Origin of the sequence: Pseudomonas koreensis, assembly GCF_036668835.1 — a bacterium.
Taxonomy (GTDB): domain Bacteria; phylum Pseudomonadota; class Gammaproteobacteria; order Pseudomonadales; family Pseudomonadaceae; genus Aquipseudomonas; species Aquipseudomonas koreensis_I.
In genome coordinates, this window is record NZ_JAZEVW010000002.1 from 530,895 (window position 1) to 555,959 (window position 25,065).

A 25,065-nucleotide genomic window follows, 5' to 3' on the forward strand; every position below is an offset into this window, starting at 1 on the left:
CTACTCTCCACCAAGATCGGAAAAGGGTTTAAGCCCCGTCAATAACCCATACAAACCGTGCAATGGCACGGGCAACCACGTGGGGCGATTCAAGGCTTCATAGGCCACTTCATAGGCCGCCTTCTCCAGGCCGAACAGCGCCAGGGCGGCGTCGGCACCTTCAGGATCCTGCCAGGCATGATCAAGGTTAGCCGCTGCCTGGCGATACGCCTGAACAAATGCCTCACGGGCTTCACGCAGATAGCGTTCGGCGACGCGTTTGCGCGCGGCTTCGGCTTCGGCGCTGTTATCGACGTTGTGCACGTTGATGGTCATCGCCGCTGCGTAATCAAAGGAACGCAGCACCCCGCTGACGTCCTTGTACGGACTGTGTTTGCCACGGCGCTCACTCAAGGGCCGCGCCGGTTCACCCTCGAAATCGATCAGGTAGGCATCGCCCTTGATCACCAACACTTGGCCCAGGTGCAAGTCGCCGTGGACGCGAATGCGCAGCCCGCCGGTGGCTTTTTTCGCCAGATCCTGCACATGGGCGAGGATGGTTTTCTTGTCATCGATCAAGCGCTTGACCAGTTTCTGATCCGCGGCGCTGAGTTCGCCCTGATGCTGCTTGAGCAGGGTCAGCGCACGCTCGACCTGCGCGGCAACGTCCTTGCCGGTCGCCTGCATGTCCTTGGCCGACGCCACTTGCGGTGCGAAATCGGCATTGTCGGTAGGCGCGGCGAGCACCTGATGCATCTCGCCCAGACGTTGCCCGAGCATGCCGGCAAAATCCTTCAGCTCCCCGAGGGCGTTGTAATGTTGCTCCTGCTCGGAGACGGCATCGGCCAGTTCGTCGCGCAATGCTCGTTCCAGATTGTTCTGCGTCCACTCCCACGCATCACCCTGATTGCTCAGATAGCCTTGGGCAATCATCAGCAGGTTGTCTTCGCCTGCGCCATCGCGGCGAATCACCGAACCCAGCAGCGGAGAGATATTGGCAAATCCGGCCTCGGTCAGGTAAGCGCTCATCTCCAGTTCCGGGTGTACGCCAGAAGCGACTTTGCGTATCAGCTTAAGCACCAGGCTGTTGCCGATCACCACCGAGCTGTTCGACTGCTCGGCCGACAGATAACGCACTTCCGACTCGGCACTGAGCCCCAGTTTTTCCAGGTGCTCCGTCGAGGCGAAACGGATTTCACCTTCGGCCGACTCCAGCACCGTGTCGTTCTGCATGCCTTGCAGCACCGCACGCACGAACGCTTCGAGGCTGAACGCATCGGTGATCAGTCCGACCTGTCGCACGCGTCTTACACGCGACAGCGCCAATTGCTGCGGCAATGCCGGGCCGACCTGGTCCTCTGCAATGAAGCCGAATGGCAGCTGATAGCGATGGGTCTGGCCGCCAGCAGTGACTTCGATTTCGCTGAGCAGCACCGGATGCTGGGCATCGCCGAAACGCACGCCGTAAGCCAGACGGACCTTCTCAATGGCCGCATCCTTGCCGGCGAACCAGCGGCGGTTCTGTAACCAGTTCGGCAGGATGCTTTGCTCCAGCGTCGTGCGCGACGGCGCTTCGAGCAGTTCTTCCATGCGTTTTTTCAACACCAGCGTGGTGAAGTCCGGCAGGCTCTGCGCCGGCTCGACGTGCCAGCTCGGCATCTGGTTTTCTGCGGCCAGGCCGAACCAGTAGAAGCCGTAAGGCGCCAGGGTGAGGAGGAAATTCAACTGGCCGATCGGCGGGAATGCATTACCGCCAAGCATCTCCACCGGGACCATCCCGGCGTAGGCCGAAAGGTCCAATTCAACCGCTTGCGCACTGCGCGACACGTTGGCCACACACAGAATGATCTCGTGCTTGCCGTCGACATCGGTGTACTCACGGATATACGCCAGCACCCGCCGGTTGTTCGGCGAGAGCATTTTCAACGAGCCACGGCCGAACGCCTTGGACTGCTTGCGCACGGCGAGCAGGCGACGTGTCCAGTTCAGCAGCGAATGCGGATCGCCGGACTGGGTTTCAACGTTGACCGACTGATACCCATAGAGCGGGTCCATGATCGGTGGCAGCACCAGACTCGCCGGGTCGGCGCGGGAGAAGCCGCCGTTGCGGTCGATCGACCACTGCATCGGCGTGCGCACACCGTCGCGGTCGCCCAGATAGATGTTGTCGCCCATGCCGATTTCATCGCCGTAATACAGGGTCGGCGTGCCGGGCATTGACAGCAACAGGCTGTTGAGCAATTCGATGCGCCGGCGATCACGCTCCATCAACGGCGCCAGACGGCGGCGAATGCCAAGGTTGATCCTCGCGCGACGGTCAGCGGCGTAGTAGTTCCACAGGTAATCGCGCTCCTTGTCGGTGACCATTTCCAGGGTCAGCTCATCGTGGTTGCGCAGGAAAATCGCCCATTGGCAGTTGGCAGGGATTTCCGGAGTCTGGCGCAGAATATCGGTAATCGGGAAGCGATCCTCCTGCGCCAGCGCCATGTACATGCGCGGCATCAGCGGGAAGTGAAAGGCCATGTGGCATTCATCGCCGTTGATGCCGGCAGCGTCGGTGTCGCCGAAGTACAGCTGGGTGTCTTCCGGCCATTGATTGGCCTCGGCGAGCAGCATGCGGTCAGGATAATTGGCGTCGATCTCGGCGCGGATCTGCTTGAGGACGTCGTGGGTCTCCGGCAGGTTTTCATTATTGGTGCCGTCACGCTCGATCAGGTAGGGAATCGCGTCCAGACGCAGACCGTCGATGCCCATGTCCAGCCAGTAGCGCATCACCGACAGCACCGCTTTCATGACTTGCGGATTGTCGAAGTTCAGGTCCGGCTGGTGCGAATAGAAGCGGTGCCAGAAATACTGGCCGGCGACCGGGTCCCAGGTCCAGTTGGATTTTTCGGTGTCGAGGAAGATGATCCGCGTGCCGTCGTATTTCTGATCGTCATCCGACCAGACATAGAAATCCCGCGCCGCCGAGCCGGGCTTGGCCTTGCGCGCCCGTTGGAACCACGGGTGCTGGTCCGAGGTGTGGTTGATGACCAGCTCGGTAATGACGCGCAAGCCGCGCTTGTGCGCTTCGGCAATGAAGCGCCGCGCATCGGCCATGGTCCCGTAGTCGCTGTGCACACCGCGGTATTCGGCGATGTCGTAGCCGTCATCGCGACGTGGCGAAGGGTAGAACGGCAAAAGCCAGATGGTGTTGACGCCGAGGTCGGCGATGTAATCGAGCTTGGCGATCAAGCCGGGAAAGTCGCCGATTCCGTCATTGTTGGAGTCGTAAAACGATTTGACGTGAACCTGATAGATCACCGCGTCCTTGTACCAGAGCGGGTCTTTGATGAAGGCGGCTGCCTTGGGTTTCTTCGCCATGTGAAACTCCTGTTCAATTCTGGAAAAACCGTGAGCCGTTCACTTGACTCGAATGCGCTGCATACCCTGTGGGAGCGAGCCTGCTCGCGAATGCGCCTGGACATTCACTGAAGGCGTCGCCTGCAAGATCGCTATCGCGAGCAGGCTCGCTCCCACAGGGGTTGGATGGTCATGCGGTAATCCGCCAGATCCCGAACGGTTGGTACGCCGGGTCAATGCGCATGAACTGGTATTTGCCATGCCAGTCCCAGCGATGGCCGTTCATCAAGTCCTCACCGTGGGTCGTCGCATCGTCTGGCAGACCCATTTCCCACAGCGGCAATTCAAAATTGGCTTCCTGGACGTTATGGGGATCGAGGCTGACCGCCACCAGAATGAAGTTGCTGCCATCCGCGCTGCGCTTGCCGAAGTACAGAATGTTGTCGTTCCAGGCGTTGTAGATCTTCAGGCCCAGATGCGTGTGCAGCGCCGGGTTCTGCCGGCGGATGCGGTTGAGCTGGGCGATCTCGGCAATGATGTTGCCCGGCGCGGTGAAATCGCGAACGCGGATTTCGTACTTCTCCGAATCCAGATACTCCTCTTTGCCCGGCACCGGCGCCGATTCGCACAGTTCAAAACCCGAATACATGCCCCACAGGCCTGAGCCCATGGTCGCCAGCGCTGCCCGAATGAGAAAACCGGGACGCCCGGAGTCGTGCAGGAACGCCGGGTTGATGTCCGGCGTGTTGACGAAGAAATTCGGCCGGTAGCATTCGCGCCACGGCGACTGATTCAGCTCAGTGAAATACTCTGCCAGCTCGGCTTTGCTGTTGCGCCAGGTGAAGTAGGTGTAGCTCTGCGTGTAACCGACCTTGCCCAGACGCGCCATCATCGCCGGGGTGGTGAAGGCTTCAGCGAGGAAGATCACCTCCGGGTACAGCGCGCGCACGTCGGCGATCAGCCATTGCCAGAACGGCAGCGGCTTGGTGTGCGGATTGTCGACGCGGAAGATCTTCACGCCCTCCTTCACCCAACCGATGACGATGTCACGCAGCTCGACCCACAGGCTCGGAATCGCATCCGGCGCATAAAAATCGACGTTGACGATGTCCTGATATTTCTTCGGCGGGTTCTCGGCGTATTTGATCGTGCCGTCCGGGCGCCAGTTGAACCAGCCCGGATGCTCTTTGAGCCAGGGGTGATCCTGCGAGCACTGGATGGCGAAATCGAGAGCGATTTCCAGCCCATGATCCGCAGCCGCTGCGACCAGCCGGCGAAAATCTTCTCGAGTACCGAGCTGCGAATGGATCGCTTCGTGGCCGCCCTCCTCGCTGCCGATCGCATACGGGCTGCCGGGATCGTCCGGGCCGGCGGTCAGCGAATTGTTGCGGCCCTTGCGATGGGCGCGGCCAATCGGGTGGATCGGCGTGAAGTACAACACATCGAAACCCATGTCCTGGATCATCGGCAAGCGCGAGTGCACATCATTGAAGGTGCCGTGACGCTTGGGATCGTCGGTGATCGAGCGTGGAAACAGCTCGTACCAACTGGCAAATTCGGCCAGTTCACGCTCGACGTCCAGGGGGAATTCGGGGCTGATGCTCAGATAGGCGCGGTGATCGGCCTGGGCCATCAGCTCTGCACTGCGCGAGTGCAGAAACAACGCGACCTGCTCGGTTTCGAGCAGACCGGACAATTCGTGGTGCAGCGCTGCGAGGTCTTCGCTGAGCTGACCTTCGCTGCGTTCGGCGGCCTGCTGCACCATGCTGCGGCCTTCCTGCAGTTCCAGCGACACCGGCACGGCGGCGCCGTGCTTTTTCTCCAGTTCATACTGAAAACTGGCGAAGTGATCGATCCATGCCTCAATGCAATAAACGTAGCGGCCCTGCTCCTGCGGGCGGAACTGGCCTTGCCAGCCATTATTGCCCTGCTCGGACATCACTTCGGTCTGCCACACCTCGGCGCCGGCTTCGCGCCAACGGATGCGCACCGCCAGTTTGTCGTGGCCATCGGCGAAGACTTTGCTGGTCACGACCACGTCGCGCCCGGCGATCGACTTGACCGCGAACTGGCCGCCGTCGAGGGTCGGCATGGTGTTTTCGATGACGATGCGCGGTAGCAGCAAGGCCTGCGACAACGGCATGTGCGGGTTATAGCTGTGCTCGGAAGGTTTATCAGCAGTCATTGAGCATCTCTCCTTCTACGCCCCAAGGACGCTCTTGTGCCTGATCACTGTTCGCGACAAGGCAGCCGCCCCGTGTTGAACTCACTTAGGTTCCGAGCGACCGGCGCGGATAAAAGTTCAGATGAAATTGCTGCGCCGCGACCGCGGATCGAATTGATCGCCAAGTGGTCAACCCACTTAAGCACGTCTCACGCCATGTGCCACACGGAGGTTCTCAATGACTATCCCGATCCCGGCGGAAACGCCGGACCCGAACATCGACAAACCGACCCTGCCGGAAACCGAACCGCCAGCGGTGCCCGAGCAGGAACCGCCTGGCACCACACCACCGCCGAAAGAAGAACCACCGTCGACGATGCCCCCGGTTATCGTGTAATCCCCCGCATGCTGATCGTTCCCACGCTCCTCGTGGGAATGCAACCCGTTCTTGCACCCGATCGTTCCCACGCAGAGCGTGGGAACGCTCATTGGTGTTCGATCACAAGTGGTCATTCTTGTCGACGTCCTTTTCAAACACCCGCACCACATAAGGCATCACGCTGAAGATCGCCAGCGCCAGAACGGTACTCAGCAGCGCCGTCGCCTCCTTGCCCAGCCCCACCGCCACGCCGATTGCCGCCGTCATCCACAACCCGGCCGCGGTGGTCAGGCCTTTGACGTGGGCCTCGTCGCCCTGCTGATTCTTCAGAATGGTCCCGGCGCCCAGGAAGCCGATCCCGGCGATCACGCCTTGCAACACCCGGCTCATTGCATCGGATTCCGCGCCCGACGTTTGCGGCACCAGCACGAACAACGCGGCGCCCAGCGCCACCAGCATGTGCGTACGCACGCCAGCAGCCTTGCCCTTGTGCTCGCGCTCGAAGCCAAGGATGCCGCCGAGCACCGCCGCCATCACCAGGCGTACGGTGATGCGGGTGATTTGCGATGCATCGGCGACATCGGCAAATTCCGCTTGCAGGGTTTGCCACACCTCGTCCCACCAGTCTTCCATCGTGCAGTCTCTTGTTATTGGCTTGATAAACGATGGACAACGGCGACCATTAATCGGTTGCGCAGAACCAACCGCAACGCTTGCGCCCTAATCCACAAGACCCTCATGGAAAAAGGACAGCGCTCATGCCCGTTCGAATCGAGAACCAGACGTGCTTCTTCACCACCGAAAACGGCGAGGAGATTCGCCTGTGCAGCGACCTGACCGTGATCACCGACACCGATAAAGCCATGTCGGCGGTCGATATTGAAGGTCAGCGCATCTACCTGACCGAAGCCGAAGTCGATGCACTGACCGTGGCCGGCGCCAAAGACGGCCGCGAACATGTGAAAGCAGACACAGGTGATTCGGTGATTTGACTGACCTTGATCAACACCGCGCGCAAACGCCTGCGATAGGCGCTTGCGCCTTTATCGGCGTGCTGCTTCAAGTTGCCGCAGGCAGTGCGCCACAACGTATCTGATCCGCTTTTTATTCAAATACCTGAGTCTGTTTTGTATACAGATCGACGCTCATAGTGCTCCGGCCTGATGGAGGCTGATGAGCGAACGACCATGAGCGAACAAATCCCCGTCCGAACCGTTGAAGCTTCCCCCAACCAAGCAGCGCATATAAATAAGGTGCCCGCACGCCCGCTGAAGGCGACGTTCAAGTCCAGCGACAACCAGATCCACACCCGCAGCTTCACGGGAGTTTTCCGCAACTTGCGCCTGAGCGGCGCCGGGGTTCTGTTTGCGCTGTTCTTCGGCACCGTCTGGCTGAATTGGGGTGGTCGCCAGGCGGTGCTGTGGGATCTGGCCGAAAGCAAATTCCACATCTTCGGCGCAACCTTCTGGCCACAGGATTTCATTCTGCTGTCGGCGCTGCTGATCATCGCCGCGTTCGGCCTGTTCGCCATCACCGTGTTCGCCGGCCGCGTCTGGTGTGGCTATACCTGCCCGCAAAGTTCGTGGACCTGGATTTTCATGTGGTGCGAGAAAATCACCGAAGGCGAGCGCAACCAGCGGATCAAATTGCAAGCCGCGCCGTGGACCGTGAAGAAGCTGGCGCGGCGCGCGGCCAAGCACACGTTGTGGCTGGCGATCAGCGTGCTGACCGGGCTGACCTTCGTCGGCTATTTCACGCCGATCCGGCCACTCGCCGAGGAGCTGCTGACCTTGCAGATCGGCGGTGTCAGTTTGTTCTGGGTGCTGTTCTTCACCGCCGCCACCTACATCAACGCCGGTTGGCTGCGCGAGGCGGTGTGCATGCACATGTGTCCCTATGCGCGGTTCCAGAGCGTGATGTTCGACAAAGACACGTTGACCATCGCCTACGACGCCGCCCGCGGCGAAAACCGTGGGCCGCGCAAACGCGAGGCCAAACCTGTTGAAGCGGGGCTTGGCGATTGCATCGATTGTCATCTGTGCGTGCAGGTCTGCCCGACCGGCATCGACATCCGCGACGGCTTGCAGATGGAGTGCATCGGCTGCGCGGCGTGCATCGACGCCTGCGATTCGATCATGGACAAGATGAACTACCCGCGTGGGCTGATCCGCTACAGTTCCGAGCACCAATTGCAGGGCGGCAAGACGCATCTGCTGCGTCCCCGTTTGATTGGATACACGCTGGTGCTGTTAGTGATGCTCGGCGCGTTGGCGTGGGCGTTGGTGGAGCGACCGATGGTCTCGCTGGACGTGACCAAGGATCGCGGACTGTTTCGCGAGAATGCCCAAGGGCAGATCGAGAACATCTACAGCCTCAAAATCATCAACAAGACTCAACAGCGGCAGAGCTACAACCTGTCACTGGTCGACGGGGACGGTTTCCAACTGCAAGGCCAGACGGAGCTGAGTCTGGCGCCGGGCGAGATTGTCGATGTGCCCGTGTCGGTGGCGATGACGACTGAACGGCCGAACAGCAGCTCGCAGACGTTGAGCTTCAAGATCGCCGACAGCGATGAGCCAAAGGTGTACAGCGTGGCCAAGAGCAGGTTTGTCGCGCCGATGAATCGTTGAGCCGTTAGAATCGCGCCCCTCACCCCAGCCCTCTCCCGAGGGAGAGGGAGCCGACCCAGGTGTATGACTTTCTGCATCAATCTGCGAAACCGAGTCGATTATGGATTCAATACAGCCAGCTCAGGTCGACGTACTTCTAAAATTCACTACGGTCAGTCCCCTCGCCCTCTGGAGGAGGGCTAGGGTGAGGGGCCTTCCCCCTGACACATCACAAAAATCCAGAACACCAGGGCCCCCAATGAAACGCTACGAAAAATTCGCCGACGACATCGCTGAACTGATCCGCTCCGGCGTCCTCGGCCCCGGCCAGCGCGTGCCGTCGGTGCGTTACGCCAGCCAGACCTACGGCGTCAGCCCGTCCACAGTGTTTCAGGCCTACTACCTGCTCGAACGTCGCGGACTGATCCGTGCGCGCCCGCGCTCCGGCTATTTCGTCAACACTCATGCACCGAGCCCGTTCTCCGAGCCGGTGATCAGCCATCAGGTCAATGAGTCCACCGAGGTAGACGTCAGCGAACTGGTGTTTTCGGTGCTCGATTCGATCAAGGACCCGAACACCGTGCCCTTCGGCTCGGCGTTCCCCAGCCCGACGCTATTCCCGTTGCAACGGCTGTCGCGCTCGCTGGCCAGCGCCGCGCGCGAGATGGACCCGCGCATGGTGGTCACCGACATGTCGCCGGGCAACCCGCAATTGCGTCGGCAAATCGCCCTGCGTTACATGGTCGGCGGGCTGATGCTGCCGATGGAAGAACTGCTGATCACCAACGGCGCCCTCGAAGCGTTGAACCTGTGTCTGCAAGCCGTTACGGAACCCGGCGATCTGGTGGCCATCGAAGCCCCGGCGTTCTATGCCAGCCTGCAAGTGCTCGAACGGCTAAAGCTCAAGGCCGTGGAAATTCCCGTGCATCCGCGTGACGGCATCGACCTCGGTGTGCTCGCGCAGACGCTGGAACGCCATCCGATCAAGGCCTGCTGGTGCATGACCAGTTTCCAGAACCCGATGGGCGCCACCATGCCCGAGGCGAAAAAACAGGAACTGGTCGAACTGCTGCGCTCGCATCAGGTGCCGCTGATCGAAGACGATGTCTACGCCGAGCTTTATTACGGTCAACAGGCGCCAAAACCGGCCAAGGCGTTCGATACCGAAGGGCTGGTCATGCATTGCGGCTCGTTCGCCAAAAGCCTCGCCCCCGGCTACCGCATCGGCTGGGTCGCCGCCGGGCGCTACGCGCAGAGGATCGAACGGCTGAAGCTGATGACCTCGCTGTGCGCCTCGATGCCGGCACAAGCGGCGATCGCCGATTACCTGCAACACGGCGGTTACGACCGTCACCTGCGCAAATTGCGCTACGCGCTGGAAGAGCAGCAAAGCGCCATGCTCGCGGCCATTGCCCGCTACTTCCCGGCGCAGACGCGGGTCAGCCAGCCGGCAGGCGGGTACTTCCTGTGGCTGGAGTTGCCGCCGCAAATGGATTCGCTGAAGTTGTTCCAGATGGCGCTGGCGCAGGGCATCAGCATCGCGCCGGGGCCGATTTTCTCACCGACGCAGCGGTTCAGGAATTGTATTCGGCTGAACTATGGCAGCCCGTGGACCGAGGATTCGGAGAAGGCCATGGAGACGTTGGGGCGGATCGTGCGGTCGTTCTGACAGTTTGATATTGCCTGGACTGGCCCATTCGCGAGCAGGCTCGCTCCCACATTGGTTCTGTATTCACTAATCTACTGTGGGAGCGAGCCTGCTCGCGAAGAGGCCGGGCCAGGCAACATCAATCTGGAAGCTCAGCGCCCGCCCCCCAGATCCACAAACGTCCCCGTCGCATACGACGCCTTGTCCGACAACAACCAGACAATCGCCTCCGCCACTTCATCCGGCCGGCCACCACGGGCCATGGGGATCGCCGATTCCAGTTTGCTGACGCGGTCCGGGTCGCCGCTCAACGCGTGGAAATCGGTATAGATGTAACCCGGACGCACCGCATTGACCCGAATGCCCTCGCCCGCCACTTCCTTCGACAGGCCAATGGTGAAGGTATCGAGTGCGCCTTTGGAGGCGGCGTAATCGACGTATTCGTTGGGCGAACCGAGCCGTGCGGCGACGGAGGAGACGTTAACGATGCTGCCACCCTGCCCGCCATGCTTGGGCGACATGCGCAGGATTGCGTGTTTGGCGCAAAGGATCGGCGCCAGCACGTTGGTTTTCATGATTTTCAGGATACGGAATTCGGACATTTCGTCGACCCGCGACTTTTGCCCGACGGTGCCGGCGTTATTCACCAGTGCGGTGACCCGGCCCAGCTCGGTGTCGACGCGATGGAACAGTGCTATCACTTCATCTTCGATACTGACGTCGGCGCGTACGGCAATCGCCTGGGCGCCCAAGGCCCGGACTTGCTCCAGCACGCTGTGCGCGGCCTGTTCATCCGACTGATAGTTGATGCAGATCCGATAGCCCTGCGCGGCAGCCAACAGCGCCGTAGCGGCGCCGATGCCGCGCCCGCCGCCGGTGATCACGATGACTTTATCCATGCTGGCCTTTCCCCCAAATGCACACGTGACAGTCGGGGCCAAGAATAACCGCCATTGCAGGGTTTTGCATGCGCTACCCAGTGAGAGCGAGCCTGCTCGCGAAGAACGATAACGCGGTCAATCAGGCCAGCGCCAACGCCTCACCGCGCACAATGTCCTGCATGAAACGCTCGGCCGGCAGCGGATGCCCGAGCAGATAACCCTGCAAGGAATCACAACCCAACTGAGTCAAAAACTTCTGCTGCACCCCGGTTTCAACCCCTTCCGCAACAATCCGCAGACCCAACGCCTGCCCCAGCGCCACGATCGCCGAGACAATCGCCGCGTCGTCGCTGTCGTGTTCCAGATCGCGGACAAAACCCCGATCGATCTTCAGCTCGTTGGCCGGCAGGCGCTTGAGGTACATCAGGCTGGAATAACCAGTGCCGAAGTCATCGATCGACAGGTCGACGCCCATGTCCGACAACTCCTGCAACACCGTCATGCTCGCATCGGCATCGCTCATCGCCGTGGTTTCGGTGATTTCCAGGGTCAGGCTGTTCGCGGGCAAGTGATGCGTGGCCAACGCCGTGGCGACGCTGCGCACCAGCCCGGTGTGGCAGAACTGCAAGGCCGAGAGATTTACGGCAATCCGCCAGTCGGTGTAACCGAGCACAAACCACTCGCGCATCTGCCGGCACGCCTCGTTGAGCACCCATTCGCCAATCGGAATGATCAGGCCGCTTTTCTCCGCCAGTTCGATGAATTTGTCCGGCATCAGCATGCCGTGCACCGGATGCTGCCAGCGCAACAACGCCTCCGCCCCGACCGCGCGGCCATTGCCGGCGTCGAACTTGGGCTGGTAATGCAGGCTGAACTGGCTGTGCTCCAGCGCCGCGCGCAGGTCTTGCAGCAACTGCAACTGCTTGCGCGCGTTGTTGTTCATCGAAGCATCGAAAAAGCTGTAGCCGTTTTTCCCGCCGCCCTTGGCGTGGTACATCGCCGCATCGGCATTCATCAGCAGTTCCTGGGCGTTCTGGCCGTTGCCCGGATACAGGGCGATGCCGACGCTGGCGGAAATCTGCAAATCATGGCCCGCGACGCGGAATGCCTGGGCGACCAAGCCCACCTGGCGCGCGGCCAGGCCCAGCGCATCATTGGGTTCGCTCAAACGCACCAGCAGGACGAACTCATCACCGCCGATCCGCGCCAGCGTGTCCTGGCCGCGCAGGTCTTCGCGCAGACGCACACCGACTTCGCGCAACAATTGGTCGCCCATGTGATGGCCGAACGCATCGTTGACCGGTTTGAAGCCATCCAGATCGATGAACATCAAGGCGAAACAGCCGCCGTGCTCGTCGACCTTTTTCATCGCCTGATTGATGCGGTCGTCGAGCAGCATGCGATTCGGCAGACCGGTCAGCGGGTCGTGCAAAGCCAGTTGGGTGAGTTCGCGGTTGGCCACGGTCAACGAGTGTGCGAGGTCGGCGGTACGCGCTTCAAGACGCGCATCAAGAATAGAGGTCAGCAAAGCGATCGACAGCACCGCCAGCGTGGTGATCAAGACCAGTCCGTCGAGGCCATTGCCTTTCAAGCCGTTGAGCGTGGCGCCGCAGAAACTGCCCGCCGGAAATTGCGCAGCGGCCATGCCGGTGTAATGCATGCCGACGATGGCAACCCCCATGATCACCGCTGCGCCGGCGCGAATCAGCCGCACGTACGGCGAATGCTGGCGCAGACGGAAGGCGATCCACAGCGCTGCGGCCGAAGCGCCGACGGCGATCAGCAACGAGGCGCCGAACAGCGCCGGATCGTAATCGATCCCCGGAGTCATGCGCATCGCCGCCATGCCGGTGTAATGCATGGCACTGATCCCGGAACCCATGATCAGGGCGCCGAAACCCAGTTGCAGAATCGGCAGCTTCGGCTGGCTGACCAGCCACAGGGCAAAGCCGCAAGACAGTACGGCGATCAGCAGCGACAGCGCGGTGAGGACAATGTCGTAACCCAGATCGATCGGCAGCTTGAAGGCGAGCATGCCGATGAAGTGCATCGACCACACGCCGACGCCCATGGCGAACGCGCCGCCGGCCGTCCAGAAATGCACGGCGCGGCCCCTGGCGGTGGCGATGCGGCCGGTGAGGTCGAGTGCGGTGTAGGAAGCGAGAATCGCCACGCACAACGAAATGAAAACCAGAGTGGAGGAATAACTACCGATGAGCATGGGGATTCTCGTGGACACCCAACGCACAATCGCGTCCATTCTCGGTCGGGTAAATGCGGCGATTGTACTGATTGCGCAGAAGAACGCACTGACAAAGTTATCAAATGGCCATCAAGCCGATGAAGCGGTGTCTGATCGTCTTACAATCGTCCGGTTCGCCGATTGATCGTTCCCACGCAGAGCGTGGGAACGATCGCTCAGCCAGGTTATTGCGTGCCGCTGACTTCCAGCTGGCCATCCCAGCCACCGCCCAGTGCGGCAATCAACTGCACGCTGGCGATCAGGCGGCTTTGCAGAATGTTCAGCACGCTGCGCTCGTTGCTCAGCGCCGTGGCTTGCACCACGACCACGTCGATATAAGCGATCAGCCCGGCCTTGTACTGGTTCTCCGTCAGGCGCAAGGAATCGCGCGCCGCGTCGAGCGCTTCCTGACGCACTGCGGCTTCTTCTTCATACACCTTGAGCTGCACCAGATAGTTTTCCACTTCGCGGAAACCGTCCAGCACGGTCTGCCGGTATTGGGCCACGGTCTGGTCATACACCGCTTCGGTGCGGTCGACTTCCGCCGAGCGCTGGCCGCCGTCGAACAACGGCAGCGCCAGTTTCGGCCCGACCGACCAGAAACGGTTCGGCAGGCTGATCAGGTTTTGCGAAGTGCTGCTGCTGTAGCCGCCACTCAGGCTGAGGGTCAGGTCCGGGTAGTACGCGGCTTTCGCCACGCCGATATTGGCGTTGGCGGCAATCACCGAGCGCTCCGCCGATGCAATATCCGGACGCCGTTCCAGCAATTGCGACGGCAGACTCACCGGCACCTGTGGCAGTTTCGGGATGGTCTGCACTTCGGCAATGCTGAAGTCGGCCGGCGCTTGCCCGGTGAGCACGGCAATGGCGTTCTCGAATTGCGCGCGCTGCCAGATCAGGTCGACCAGATCGGCCTGGGTGCTTTTCAGCTGGGTCTGCGCCTGCGCGACCGCATCACGCCCGGAAACCCCGGCGCGGTACTGATTCTGGGTCATCTGCAACGATCGCTGATACGCCGCAACGGTCGCTTCCAGCAAACGTTTCTGTTGATCGATCACGCGCAATTGCAGGTAGTTCTGCACCAGTTCCGACTGCTGGCTCAGGCGCATCGCCGCCAGATCGGCAAAACTGGCCTGGGCGCTGGCCTCGTCGGCTTCGAGGCCGCGACGCAGTTTGCCCCAGATGTCGGCTTCCCAACTGACGCCCAGCTCAGCATTGTAGGTATCGCGAATGCCGCTGGAAGAACTGCTCAGGCTCGAACTGCTGCTGCCGGTGCCCTGGCTGGAACGGGTCTTGCCCACGCTCAGGTCGACGCTGGGGTAAAACGCTCCGCGCGCGCTGCGCACCAGAGCCTGGGCCTGCCGGTACTGCGCTTCCGACTGGGCGACCGTCTGGTTGGAGCTGTTGAGTCTTTCGATCAGCCCGTTGAGCTGCTGATCGCCATACAACTCCCACCAGGCGCCGCGGGCCAGCGCATCGCTCGGGTTGGCCTGGGTCCAGCCTGCGGCTTCCTTGTACTGCGCAATTTCAGCCGTCTGCGGGCGCTGATAATCCGGGCCGACAGCGCAGGCACTGAGCAGCGCCACACACAGCGACAGGCTCAGCAAGCGCGAGCCCCGTGCGGTGGCCAGGTTGAAAAGCGAACGGTCAGTCATAGCGGAGTTTCCAGAGCGGCGTCAGTACGCACGCCACGCCATTGGTTGAAACGATGGCGCAGCTTGTCGAGATAGAGGTAAACCACCGGGGTGGTGTAAAGCGTGAGGATCTGGCTGAAGACCAGCCCGCCAATGATGGTCAGGCCCAGCGGCTGGCGCATTTCCGCACCTTCGGCACGGCCAAGCAGCAGCGGCAAGGCGCCAAGAATCGCCGCCAGCGTGGTCATCAAAATCGGTCGCAGCCGTTGCAGGCAGGCGCTGCGGATCGACTCCAGCGGCGACAGGCCTTGATGACGTTCCAGTTGCAACGCCAGGTCAATCATCAGAATGGCGTTCTTCTTCACCACCCCGATCAGCAGGAACAGGCCGAGCAACGAGATCAGGCTGAACTCGCTACCCAACGCATAGATCGACAGCAACGCGCCGACACCCGCCGACGGCAACGTAGAAAGAATCGTCAGCGGATGAATATAGCTTTCATACAACACGCCGAGGACCAGATACACCGCCAGCAGTGCGCCGAGAATCATGAACGGCTGGCTCTTTTGCGTCGCGGCAAAGGCGTCGGCGGTGCCGGCCATTTTCGCGATCACGTCTTCCGGCAAACCAACCTTGGCAATCGCCCGCTCGATCGCGGCGCTACCCTGCTCCACCGTCACGCCTTCAGCCATGTCGAACGCGATGCTCTCGGAGGCGAACTGGCCTTCGTGGCTGACGCGGTCGTCTTCGAGGCTGTTTTCGTAATGAGCGAAGGTCGATAGCGGCACGCGCGCGCCATCGGCGGTAATCACCTGCACCTGCTTGAGCGTCACCGGGTCCTGGGCGTATTTCGGATTGACCTCCATCACCACCTGATACTGGTTGAGGCTGTCGTAGATGGTTGAAATCTGCCGCTGGCTGTAGGCGTTGTTGAGCACGGCGGTGACCATGTCCATATCGATGCCGAGGCGTTTGGCCTGATCACGGTCGACGATCAGCGTCACTTGCTGCGCGCCGGCGCCCTCACGGGCATCGATCGCGGTCAATTCAGGCAAGGCGCGCAGCGCCGCGACCACCTTCGGATACCACTTGCGCAGCTCGCCCAGATCACCACTTTGCAGGATGTAGCTGTACTGCGAAGTGGTCTGCTCGCGGCCACCGCCAAATTGCAGATCCTGGTCCGCCATCAGCATCAGTTGTGCGCCGGGGACCTTGGGCATCTCCTTGCGCAGGCGCTCGATGACTTTCTGTGCGTTGAGCTGCCGATCCTTGATCGGCTTCAGGCGCACCAGCATGAAGGCGTTGTTGGTGCCGTTGGTGCCACCGATGAAGCCGGCGACGCTTTCTACCGCAGCGTCCTTGAGCACAGCGCGGCGGAAGATTTCCATTTTCGGCTGCATCACGCTGAACGACAGGCCGTCGTCGCCGCGCACGAAGCCGATCAACTGACCGGTGTCCTGTTGCGGCATGAAGGTCTTCGGCACCACCACGTACAGGGCGACGTTGACCGCGACGGTGATCAACAGGCTGAGCAGAGTCAGACGGCGGTGGCGCAGCACCCAGTCGAGACTGCTGGCGTACTTGTCGACCATCCAGTCGTTGGTCCGCTGGCTCCAGCGTTGCAGGCGGTTTTCCTGGCCCGGCGTGTGCGGCTTGAGCCAACGCGCGCAGAGCATCGGCGTCAAGGTCAGGGACACCACCAGCGAGACGATGATCGCCGCCGCAAGAGTGATCGAAAACTCACGGAACAGGCTCTCGACAATCCCGCCCATGAACAGAATCGACAGGAACACCGCCACCAGCGAGACGTTCATCGACAGCAAGGTAAAGCCGACTTCCTTGGCGCCGAGGTACGCAGCCTGCATGGGTTTGACGCCTTCGTCGATGTGCCGGGAAATGTTCTCCAGCACCACGATCGCGTCATCCACCACCAGACCGGTGGCGAGAATCAGTGCCATCAGCGACAAGTTGTTCAGCGAGAAACCGTACAGGTACATCACCGCGAAGGTGCCGACCAGCGACACCGGCACGGCCAGGGTCGGGATCAGCGAAGCGCGGAAATTCCCGAGAAACAGGAACACCACCAGAATCACCAGGGCCACGGCGATCAACAGGGTCATTTCCGCTTCGTGCAGGGTGGCCTTGATCACCGGCGAGCGGTCCATCGCCAGGTTCAGCTTGACGCTGGCCGGCAGCACCGCTTGCAGGGCCGGCAACTGCGCCTTGATCTCGTTGACCGTCTCGATGATGTTGGCGCCGGCCTGGCGGTTGATCACCAACAGCACCGCCGCGTCATCGTTGAAGAAACCGCTGTTGTAACGGTCTTCGACGCCATCACTGACCTTGGCCACGTCCTTGAGGCGCAGCGCCGCGCCGTCGGCGTAGTGAATGATCAGCGACTCGTAGTCCTTGGCCTTCTCCAACTGGTCATTGGCCTGGATCTGCCACAGGCGCTGGCCGTCCTCGACCGAACCTTTGGGCCGGCGCACGTTGGCTTCGGCGATGGTCTTGCGCACATCGTCGAGCGCCACGCCGTACTGGTTCAGCGCCTGCGGTTCGAGCTCGATGCGCACTGCCGGCAGCGAACTGCCGCCGATCTGCACTTCGCCGACGCCCTGCACCTGCGACAGACTTTGCGAGAGGATGGTCGATGCGAGGTCATAGAGCTGACCTTTTTCCAGCACGTCCGAAGTCAGCGACAGGACCATGATCGGCGCCTGCGACGGGTTGACCTTTTTATAGGTCGGCATGCTGCGCATTCCGCTCGGCAGCAGATTGCGCGAAGCGTTGATCGCCGCCTGCACCTCCCGTGCCGCGCCATTGATGTCGCGGTCGAGGTCAAACTGCAGAATGACCCGGGTCGAGCCTTGACTGGAACGACTGCTCATGGTGTTGACGCCGGCAATCGCACCGAACGAACGCTCCAGCGGCGTCGCCACGGTCGACGCCATCACCTCCGGGCTGGCACCGGGCAGGCTCGCCTGCACGACGATCACCGGGAAATCCATCTGCGGCAGCGGCGAGACCGGCAACAGACCGAAACTCACGCCACCGAGCAGCATGATGGCCAATGACAGCAGCATGGTTGCCACGGGGCGTTTGATGAACGGACCGGAGAGGTTCATAGCGTCGAGCTCCAAGCTGCAAGCTGCGAGCTACAAGCTGTTCCTGCGCGCGCAGGCTGCTGTTTTCTTGCAGCTTGAAGCTTGCAGCTTGAAGCTGCTTTCACCACGCCGCTCACACCACCTCTCCCGCGACAGGCTTGGTCCAACGCCGCCCCAACCGATCAAAAGCCAGGTAAATCACCGGCGTGGTGAACAGCGTCAACACCTGGCTCACCAACAATCCGCCAACCATCACCAGACCCAGCGGTTGACGCAGTTCAGCGCCGGAACCTGTGGCGAGCATCAACGGCACCGCGCCAAACAATGCCGCCAGCGTAGTCATCAAAATCGGCCGGAAGCGCAGCAGCGCTGCCTGATAGATCGCCTGCTCCGGGGCCATGCCCTGGGTGCGTTCGGCATCGAGGGCGAAGTCGATCATCATGATCGCGTTCTTTTTCACGATACCGATCAGCAGAATGATGCCGATGATCGCGATCATCCCCAGATCGTTGCCGCTGAGCAGCAGCGCGAGCAGCGCACCGACCGCTGCTGAAGGCAGCGTCGAAAGAATCGTGATCGGGTGGATATAGCTTTCGTACAGCACGCCCAACACGATGTACATCGTCACCACTGCGGCCAGAATCAGCAGCAAGGTGCTCGACAGCGACGCCTGGAAGGCTTCGGCCGCACCCTGGAACTGGGTCTGCACGCCGACCGGCATGCCGATGTCCTGCTGCACTTGTTCGATCACGTCGACCGCATGCCCCAGCGCCACGCCGGGGGCCAGGTTGAAGGACATCATTACCGCCGGGAACTGGCCGATATGAGTAATTGCCAATTGCGCCTGGCGCTCTTCGACATGGGCCAGGCTCGACAGGCGCACCTGCGCGTCATCGGTGGTCTTGACGTGGATCTGGTCCAGCGCCTGCGGGCCGATGCGTTCGCCGGCCTGGGCCTGCAGCACCACGCGGTATTGGCTGGCCTGGGTGTAGATGGTCGAGATCTGCCGCTGACCGAAAGCGTCGTACAGCGCATCGGTGATGTTCGACACCGAAACGCCAAGGCGTGAAGCGGCGTCGCGGTCGATCACCAGATAGACCTGCAAGCCCTTGTCCTGCAGGTCACTGGCAACGTCGGTGAGTTCGGGGCGCTGGGCCAGTGCCTCGACCAGTCGCCCGCTCCATTGGCTGAGCAACTCGGCGTCCGGCGAGGACATGCTGAACTGGTATTGGGTGCGGCTGACGCGGTCTTCGATGGTCAGGTCCTGCACCGGCTGCATGAACAGGCGGATACCCACCAGTTTGTCCAGCTTGGGTTGCAGGCGCGCAATCACTTCACTGGCGCTCAGATCACGTTCGCCGTGGGGTTTGAGGTTGATCAGCAAGCGGCCACTGTTGAGGGTGGCGTTATCGCCGTCAACACCGATATACGACGACAGGCTTTGCACCGCCGGATCTTCAAGGATCACTCGGGCCAGTTCCTGCTGGCGTTCGCCCATGGCGGCAAAGGAAATCGACTGCGGCGCTTCGGAAATCCCCTGGATCACGCCGGTGTCCTGTACCGGGAAGAAGCCCTTCGGCACGACCATGTAGAGGAACACCGTCAGCGCCAGTGTGCCGATGGCCACCAGCAAGGTCAGCGGTTGATGCTTGAGCACCCACTGCAACATGCGCCCATAGCCGGCGATCATCCAGTCGATGAACGCGCCACTGGCCCGATAGAAACGGCCTTGCTCGTGCTCTTGCGGTTCACGCTTGAGCAGGCGTGCGCACATCATTGGCGTCAGGGTCAGCGACACCACCAGCGAAATCAGGATTGCCACCGCCAGGGTAATCGCGAATTCGCGGAACAGGCGCCCGACCACGTCCGCCATGAACAGCAGCGGGATCAATACGGCGATCAGCGACAGGGTCAGGGAAATCAGGGTGAAGCCGATCTGTCTGGCGCCCTTGAGCGCGGCCTGCATCGGACTGTCGCCCTCCTCGATGAAGCGCGAAATGTTCTCGAGCATGACGATCGCGTCGTCGACCACGAAACCGGTGGCAATGGTCAGCGCCATCAGGGTCAGGTTGTTGACCGAGAACCCGGCCAGATACATCACGCCGAACGTGCCGATCAGCGACAGCGGCACGGCCACCGACGGGATGATCGTCGCGCTGAACCGGCGCAGGAACAGGAACGTCACCATCACCACCAAAGCGATGGCAATGAGCAATTCGTGTTGCACGTCGGTGACCGAAGCGCGGATGGTCTGGGTGCGATCGGTCAGCACCGTCACGTCGAGGCCGGCCGGCAGGTTGTCGGTAATGCTCGGCAGCAACGCCTTGATGCGGTCGACTACCTCGATCACGTTGGCACCGGGTTGGCGCTGAATGTTCAGCAACACCGCCTGATTCTGGTTGGCCCACGCCGCCAGACGTTCGTTCTCCGCGCCGTCGACGATCTCGGCGACGTCCTTGAGCCGTAGCGGCGCGCCGTTCTTGTAGGCAAGAATCAGGTTGGCGTAGTCCTCGGGCGAGGTCAGCTGGTCGTTGGCATCGAGCATCGACACCCGCGTCGGGCCATCGAAGTTGCCCTTCGGCTGGTTAACGTTGGAGGCGCTGATCAAGGTGCGCACGTCCGACAGGTTCAGGCTGTTCGCCGCCAGGGCCTCCGGGTTGACCTTGATCCGCACCGCCTGACGCTGGCCGCCGGCAATGCTGACCATGCCGACCCCGCTGATCTGGGCGATCTTCTGCGCCATGCGTGTATCGACCAGATCGTTGAGCTTGGGCAGCAGCATGGTTTTCGAAGTAATCGCCAACGTCAGCACCGGGGTGTCCGCCGGGTTGACCTTGTTGTACACCGGGGGTGCCGGCAAGTCAGTCGGCAGCAAGTTGGTCGCGGCATTGATCGCCGCCTGCACCTGCTGCTCGGCGACATCCATATTGATGTCGAGGCTGAAGCGCAGGGTCAGCACCGAAGCGCCGCCGGAGCTGGTCGAGGCCATCTGCGTCAGGCCGGGCATCTGCCCGAACTGACGCTCAAGCGGCGCCGTGACTGCACTGGTCATTACATCCGGGCTGGCGCCGGGATACAGGGTCATGACGCGGATGGTCGGGTAATCGACCTGGGGCAGCGCCGACACCGGCAACAGGCGATAAGCGATCAGACCGGCCAGGACAATGGCCAGCATGCTCAGGGTGGTGGCTACCGGTCGGAGGATGAACAGCCGCGAAATGTTCATGCGCCCTTCTTGGCCTTGTCAGTCACGGCGGCGTCCGGCGCGTTGGCGGCGGATTTGCCTTGCAGATGCTCGGTCGGCGTGGTCGGCACCTGATTGCTGTCATTGACCACTTCGACTTCACTGCCTTCCTTGAGGCGGTCGGTGCCTTCCAGCACCACGCGGTCGCCTGCCGCCAACCCTTCGGTGACGACGGTGTGCTCGCCATCACTGGCGCCGATCTTCAACTGACGGATGGTGACTTTCTTGTCGCCGTCCAGCGCATAGACGAAGGTGCCGTTGGTGCCGAACTGAATCGCCGCCGAGGGGGCCAGCACCACGCCCTTCAGCGTGTCCGCGAGCAAATGGATATTGACGAACTGATTGGGGAACAGCGCCTGATCGCGGTTATCGTAACGGGCCTTGAATTTCAGGGTGCCGGTGGCGACGTCGATCTGGTTATCGAGGCTTTGCAGTACACCGGTGGCCTGCAGTTTGCTGTCGCCGCGATCCCACGCCTCAGCCGACAGTCTGGCGCCGCTGCGATAGCGCGCGAGCACCGTGTCGAGGCTGTTTTCCGGCAAGGTGAAAGCCACGCTGATTGGCTGTGTCTGGGTGATCACTGCCAGCGCCGTGGTGTCGTTGGCGGTAACGAGGTTACCGACGTCGACCTGACGCAAACCGACGCGCCCGGCAATCGGTGCGCGGATTTTAGTGAATTCGAGGTTGAGCTTGGCGTCGTTGACCGCGGCCTGATTGGTCTTGACCGTGCCCAGATACTGGCCGACCAGCGCTTCGGCGGTGTCCAGGGTCTGCTTGGCGATGCTGTCTTCTTTATAGAGACCGCGATAACGCTCGACGTCGACCTGAGCGTTTTTCAGCTGCGCCTGATTCTGCAGCAAGGTGCCTTCGGCCTGGAGCAAGGCGTTCTGGTATGGACGCGGATCGATCTCGGCCAATACATCGCCGGCCTTGACCATTTGCCCTTCTTCGAAATTGATCTTCATCAGCTCGCCGCCGACCCGGCTGCGTACGTTGATGGTATTGAGCGCCGTCACGGTGCCCAGCGCCTTGTAATACAGCGGGAAGTCCCCGGTTACCGCCGGCGCCACGCGCACCGGAATCGGCCCGGTGCCGCCACCGAAGCCCGGCCGCATCATCCCGGACCGTCCGGCATGCCCGGCCGCTGCCTTGTCCGCGCCCTCTTTGTGGGCGGAACCGGCGGGCCAGAATTTCCAGCACAGTACGGCGATCACCAACAGGACAAGCAGGCTGATCAGCCAGCGACGGGATTTGCGGGAAGACGATTGCATGGAGTTATTGACCATTGGCGCGTGGGCTTCTATTACGGGAGGCTGAACGATAAGCACTGACTGGATTTAAGCAAAGCAGCTTTACCGGCAATTTACCTTGCACTTACGTTTCAAGGTGTGAGGCAAAACCCTGATACACAAATGAAAACGGCCTGGACAGGGCCAGGCCGTTAACAATTGTAAAAGCCTTACTTGAGAACGGACAGTGCCGCTTCGTAGTTTGGCTCTTCAGCGATTTCCTTGACCAGTTCGCTGTGAAGAACGTTGTCGTTCTCGTCCAGCACGACCACGGCACGGGCGGTCAGGCCTTTCAGCGGGCCGTCAGCGATGGCTACGCCGTAGTTTTCGATGAACTCGCTGCCGCGCAGGGTCGAAAGGTTCTTCACGTTTTCCAGACCTTCGGCACCGCAGAAACGCGCCTGGGCGAACGGCAGGTCAGCGGAAATGCACAGCACCACGGTGTTGTTGATGTCATTGGCCTGAGCGTTGAACTTGCGCACGGAGGTGGCACAGGTCGGGGTGTCGACGCTTGGGAAGATGTTGAGGATTTTGCGCTTGCCGGCAAAGTCTTTCAGGGTGACGTCAGACAGATCGCCGGCAACCAGAGAAAAGGCTGGCGCCTTGGAACCGGCTTGTGGCAACTGGCCGTTGACTTGAACCGGATTGCCTTTAAGGGTGACTTGAGCCATGACTTGAGTCCTTCTGATGTTTTTGATTGGAAAGCATGCAAGAGGCGGAAGTTAACCATGAAATGGCCTGACGAGCTAAACCCTTCGTTGAACTGTTGGGGGCGAGCACGGGAAATTGTATACAACCCAGCGCCAATCCCCTTGTAGGAGTTTTTTGCGGTGTTGCATGAAATGGTGTCGATTCAGCGTTGCGCCATTCGACCAGCTAGCGAAACCTCCCCTTTTTTCAGGAGCACCCGCCATGCGTTTCATGATCCTCGTCAAAGCCAGCGCCGATTCCGAAGCCGGTCTGATGCCAACTGAAGAACTGCTCAGCGCGATGGGCAATTTCAATGAAGAACTGGCCAAGGCCGGCGTTCTGGTCGAAGCCGATGGCCTGCACCCAAGCAGCAAAGGCGCGCGCGTGCGTTTTTCCGGCGACCAACGCACGGTAATCGACGGCCCGTTCATCGAAACCAAGGAGTTGATCGCTGGCTATTGGGTCTGGGAGGTGAAATCGAAAGAAGAAGCCATCGAATGGGTAAAGCGCTGCCCCAACCCGATGCCGGGCACCGAGGCTGAAATCGAGATCAGGCAGATTTTCTCTGCTGACGACTTCGGCGAACACCTGACACCGTCATTGCGTGAGCAAGAACAGCGTATTCGCGAGCAGGCGAAAAAGACCTGACGAGCTCGCTATGTGCGTTGTCCCCCATACACCAAGGAATTAATCCCTTCGACTGGCTAACCCCCGATTTGCTGCTAGTTTCAGAAGAACCTGTCCTACAGGCTTGATAAAGAACGGGAACATGCAGGGGCGGCGAAACAGCACCCGGCTGTCCTGAAACACACCATGGAATCGGGAAATGATCTGCAGTCGAGCCAGGATTACTGATTTTCAGCGCGGGCGGGACGACGCAGCGTGGCCGATGTTCAAGCCGTGGGTAATGCGCCCGTTGCTGGCGCTGTGCATGATCGGCAGTCCTCTGCTTTACGCAGCAGAGGGTGGCGTTGGCCGACCGATCACCGGTCAGCAGGTGTTTTCCAACGCCGGGATCGTTCCGCCCGAGCCGGGCTGGGTCATGTCGCTCACCAGCATCTGGTACGACGGCTCGCTGAAAGGCAGTAACGGTGCACCGATTTCCGGCTCGGTCAGCGGCGGGATCGACATGAAAGTGTCCTACACCATGGGCAACTTCACCCACGTCTGGGACACCGGCAAAGGACCGTGGAATTACGCTTCGGCGATCGGCGTTCCCGTGCAATACACCGACATCAAAGCGAGTATCACCGGCCCGCGCGGCCGCACATTGGGTGACAGCGATTCCGGCACCCAATTCGCCGACGCACTGATCACGCCGATTGCCGCCGGTTACCACTTCGATGAGCTGAATCACATCTCGTTTTCGCTGCCCATCTACGTGCCCACCGGCGCCTACAACAAGGATCGCCTGGCCAACCCGGGACAGAACAATTACACCTTCATGCCAACCGTGGCCTTTACCCACCTCGACGGCAAGGGCGGCGAGTTCACCTTGTCCAGCGGACTGGAGTTCTATACCGAGAACGACGCCACCGACTACCGCAACGGCAACCTCTTTACCCTTGACGCACTGTGGACCCACGGTTTCGGCAACGGCTGGAACGCCGGTATCGCCGCCGGCTACATCCAGCAACTGACCGATGACAAAGGCCAGACGGCCGACGTCTTCAACGGCTATCGCGGCCGCTCGGTCGGCGCCGGCCCGGTAATCGGCTGGTCCGGCAAATTCGCCGACGCCCAGGCCAACATCAGTGCGCGCTGGGTGCCGGAGTTCGACACCAAAAACCGCCCCGAAGGCAACGGCTTCAGCGTCAACCTGACCCTGGCATTTTTCTAGACCCGGCCACAAAGGACTGT

The 25,065-nt window shown here is 61.1% G+C and carries 16 protein-coding genes; 6 read left to right on the top strand and 10 right to left on the bottom strand.

The window, feature by feature from the left end; all coding sequences use genetic code 11:
- Together treS and V6F91_RS07405 are read right to left on the bottom strand one after the other, a co-directional pair.
- Complete coding sequence (gene treS, locus V6F91_RS07400; RefSeq protein WP_332763248.1) at positions 1-3,342, bottom strand: maltose alpha-D-glucosyltransferase; 3,342 nt, start codon at positions 3,340-3,342, stop codon at positions 1-3.
- 169 nt (positions 3,343-3,511) lie between these two features.
- Complete coding sequence (locus tag V6F91_RS07405) at positions 3,512-5,506, bottom strand: alpha-1,4-glucan--maltose-1-phosphate maltosyltransferase (protein ID WP_332763249.1); 1,995 nt, start codon at positions 5,504-5,506, stop codon at positions 3,512-3,514.
- A gap of 217 nt (positions 5,507-5,723) precedes the next feature.
- Between V6F91_RS07405 and V6F91_RS07410 the strand changes: the two genes are divergently transcribed.
- Positions 5,724-5,882: a hypothetical protein gene (locus V6F91_RS07410; RefSeq protein WP_167359896.1), complete on the top strand. Its 159-nt coding sequence runs from the start codon at positions 5,724-5,726 to the stop codon at positions 5,880-5,882.
- Between the two features lie 102 nt (positions 5,883-5,984).
- Here V6F91_RS07410 and V6F91_RS07415 read toward each other — a convergent pair whose 3' ends face one another.
- Entirely contained in the window at positions 5,985-6,497 is a 513-nt protein-coding gene (locus V6F91_RS07415; protein WP_332763250.1) for an MgtC/SapB family protein, read from the bottom strand.
- Positions 6,498-6,622: 125 nt separating this feature from the next.
- Between V6F91_RS07415 and V6F91_RS07420 the strand changes: the two genes are divergently transcribed.
- The 3 genes from V6F91_RS07420 to mapR all read left to right on the top strand — a co-directional run bounded on the left by V6F91_RS07420 (position 6,623) and on the right by mapR (position 10,142).
- The gene (locus V6F91_RS07420; protein ID WP_203418236.1) at positions 6,623-6,856 is read left to right on the top strand and encodes a DUF3203 family protein; all 234 of its coding nucleotides are present in this window, start codon (positions 6,623-6,625) and stop codon (positions 6,854-6,856) included.
- A 195-nt stretch (positions 6,857-7,051) separates the two neighbouring features.
- Complete coding sequence (ccoG, locus tag V6F91_RS07425) at positions 7,052-8,494, top strand: cytochrome c oxidase accessory protein CcoG (RefSeq protein WP_332763251.1); 1,443 nt, start codon at positions 7,052-7,054, stop codon at positions 8,492-8,494.
- A 238-nt stretch (positions 8,495-8,732) separates the two neighbouring features.
- On the top strand, positions 8,733-10,142 hold the full coding sequence (gene mapR, locus V6F91_RS07430) for a GntR family transcriptional regulator MpaR (protein ID WP_332763252.1): 1,410 nt from the start codon (positions 8,733-8,735) through the stop codon (positions 10,140-10,142).
- A 131-nt stretch (positions 10,143-10,273) separates the two neighbouring features.
- Here the strand turns inward: mapR and V6F91_RS07435 are convergent, their stop codons facing one another.
- The 7 genes from V6F91_RS07435 to tpx form a co-directional block, all read right to left on the bottom strand.
- Positions 10,274-11,020 (bottom strand): SDR family oxidoreductase, encoded by a 747-nt coding sequence (locus V6F91_RS07435; RefSeq protein ID WP_332763253.1) that lies wholly within the window; start codon positions 11,018-11,020, stop codon positions 10,274-10,276.
- 121 nt (positions 11,021-11,141) lie between these two features.
- Positions 11,142-13,223, bottom strand: a complete 2,082-nt coding sequence (locus tag V6F91_RS07440; protein WP_332763254.1) for a putative bifunctional diguanylate cyclase/phosphodiesterase — start codon at positions 13,221-13,223, stop codon at positions 11,142-11,144.
- A 206-nt stretch (positions 13,224-13,429) separates the two neighbouring features.
- Positions 13,430-14,899 carry an efflux transporter outer membrane subunit gene (locus V6F91_RS07445; protein ID WP_332763255.1) on the bottom strand — a complete coding sequence of 490 codons (1,470 nt, stop codon included), beginning with the start codon at positions 14,897-14,899 and terminating at the stop codon, positions 13,430-13,432.
- Positions 14,896-18,003: an efflux RND transporter permease subunit gene (locus tag V6F91_RS07450; protein WP_332763256.1), complete on the bottom strand. Its 3,108-nt coding sequence runs from the start codon at positions 18,001-18,003 to the stop codon at positions 14,896-14,898. The genes V6F91_RS07445 and V6F91_RS07450 overlap by 4 nt, the downstream gene beginning before the upstream one ends.
- Before the next feature lie 112 nt (positions 18,004-18,115).
- Positions 18,116-21,208, bottom strand: a complete 3,093-nt coding sequence (locus V6F91_RS07455) for an MdtB/MuxB family multidrug efflux RND transporter permease subunit (RefSeq protein ID WP_332763257.1) — start codon at positions 21,206-21,208, stop codon at positions 18,116-18,118.
- Positions 21,205-22,512: an MdtA/MuxA family multidrug efflux RND transporter periplasmic adaptor subunit gene (locus tag V6F91_RS07460; RefSeq protein WP_332763258.1), complete on the bottom strand. Its 1,308-nt coding sequence runs from the start codon at positions 22,510-22,512 to the stop codon at positions 21,205-21,207. The genes V6F91_RS07455 and V6F91_RS07460 overlap by 4 nt, the downstream gene beginning before the upstream one ends.
- 173 nt (positions 22,513-22,685) lie before the next feature.
- A complete protein-coding gene (gene tpx / locus V6F91_RS07465; protein WP_332763259.1) occupies positions 22,686-23,186 on the bottom strand; it encodes a thiol peroxidase in 501 nt (166 codons plus the stop codon).
- A gap of 241 nt (positions 23,187-23,427) precedes the next feature.
- On the opposite strand from tpx, the gene V6F91_RS07470 reads away from it, so the two are divergent.
- Positions 23,428-23,853 (top strand): YciI family protein, encoded by a 426-nt coding sequence (locus V6F91_RS07470; protein ID WP_332763260.1) that lies wholly within the window; start codon positions 23,428-23,430, stop codon positions 23,851-23,853.
- Between the two features lie 241 nt (positions 23,854-24,094).
- Positions 24,095-25,045, top strand: coding sequence for a SphA family protein (locus V6F91_RS07475; protein ID WP_332763613.1), 951 nt, complete (start codon positions 24,095-24,097; stop codon positions 25,043-25,045).
- Positions 25,046-25,065: the final 20 nt, after the last annotated feature.

Bases quoted from the DNA above. Each gene is read 5' to 3' on its own strand.
- V6F91_RS07405 (WP_332763249.1), bottom strand. From the start codon at position 5,506: ATGACTGCTGATAAACCTTCCGAGCACAGCTATAACCCGCACATGCCG.
- ccoG (WP_332763251.1), top strand. From the start codon at position 7,052: ATGAGCGAACAAATCCCCGTCCGAACCGTTGAAGCTTCCCCCAACCAA.
- tpx (WP_332763259.1), bottom strand. From the start codon at position 23,186: ATGGCTCAAGTCACCCTTAAAGGCAATCCGGTTCAAGTCAACGGCCAG.
- V6F91_RS07460 (WP_332763258.1), bottom strand. From the start codon at position 22,512: ATGGTCAATAACTCCATGCAATCGTCTTCCCGCAAATCCCGTCGCTGG.
- treS (WP_332763248.1), bottom strand. From the start codon at position 3,342: ATGGCGAAGAAACCCAAGGCAGCCGCCTTCATCAAAGACCCGCTCTGG.
- V6F91_RS07415 (WP_332763250.1), bottom strand. From the start codon at position 6,497: ATGGAAGACTGGTGGGACGAGGTGTGGCAAACCCTGCAAGCGGAATTT.
- V6F91_RS07470 (WP_332763260.1), top strand. From the start codon at position 23,428: ATGCGTTTCATGATCCTCGTCAAAGCCAGCGCCGATTCCGAAGCCGGT.
- V6F91_RS07410 (WP_167359896.1), top strand. From the start codon at position 5,724: ATGACTATCCCGATCCCGGCGGAAACGCCGGACCCGAACATCGACAAA.
- V6F91_RS07445 (WP_332763255.1), bottom strand. From the start codon at position 14,899: ATGACTGACCGTTCGCTTTTCAACCTGGCCACCGCACGGGGCTCGCGC.
- V6F91_RS07435 (WP_332763253.1), bottom strand. From the start codon at position 11,020: ATGGATAAAGTCATCGTGATCACCGGCGGCGGGCGCGGCATCGGCGCC.
- V6F91_RS07450 (WP_332763256.1), bottom strand. From the start codon at position 18,003: ATGAACCTCTCCGGTCCGTTCATCAAACGCCCCGTGGCAACCATGCTG.
- mapR (WP_332763252.1), top strand. From the start codon at position 8,733: ATGAAACGCTACGAAAAATTCGCCGACGACATCGCTGAACTGATCCGC.
- V6F91_RS07440 (WP_332763254.1), bottom strand. From the start codon at position 13,223: ATGCTCATCGGTAGTTATTCCTCCACTCTGGTTTTCATTTCGTTGTGC.
- V6F91_RS07420 (WP_203418236.1), top strand. From the start codon at position 6,623: ATGCCCGTTCGAATCGAGAACCAGACGTGCTTCTTCACCACCGAAAAC.
- V6F91_RS07475 (WP_332763613.1), top strand. From the start codon at position 24,095: ATGTTCAAGCCGTGGGTAATGCGCCCGTTGCTGGCGCTGTGCATGATC.
- V6F91_RS07455 (WP_332763257.1), bottom strand. From the start codon at position 21,208: ATGAACATTTCGCGGCTGTTCATCCTCCGACCGGTAGCCACCACCCTG.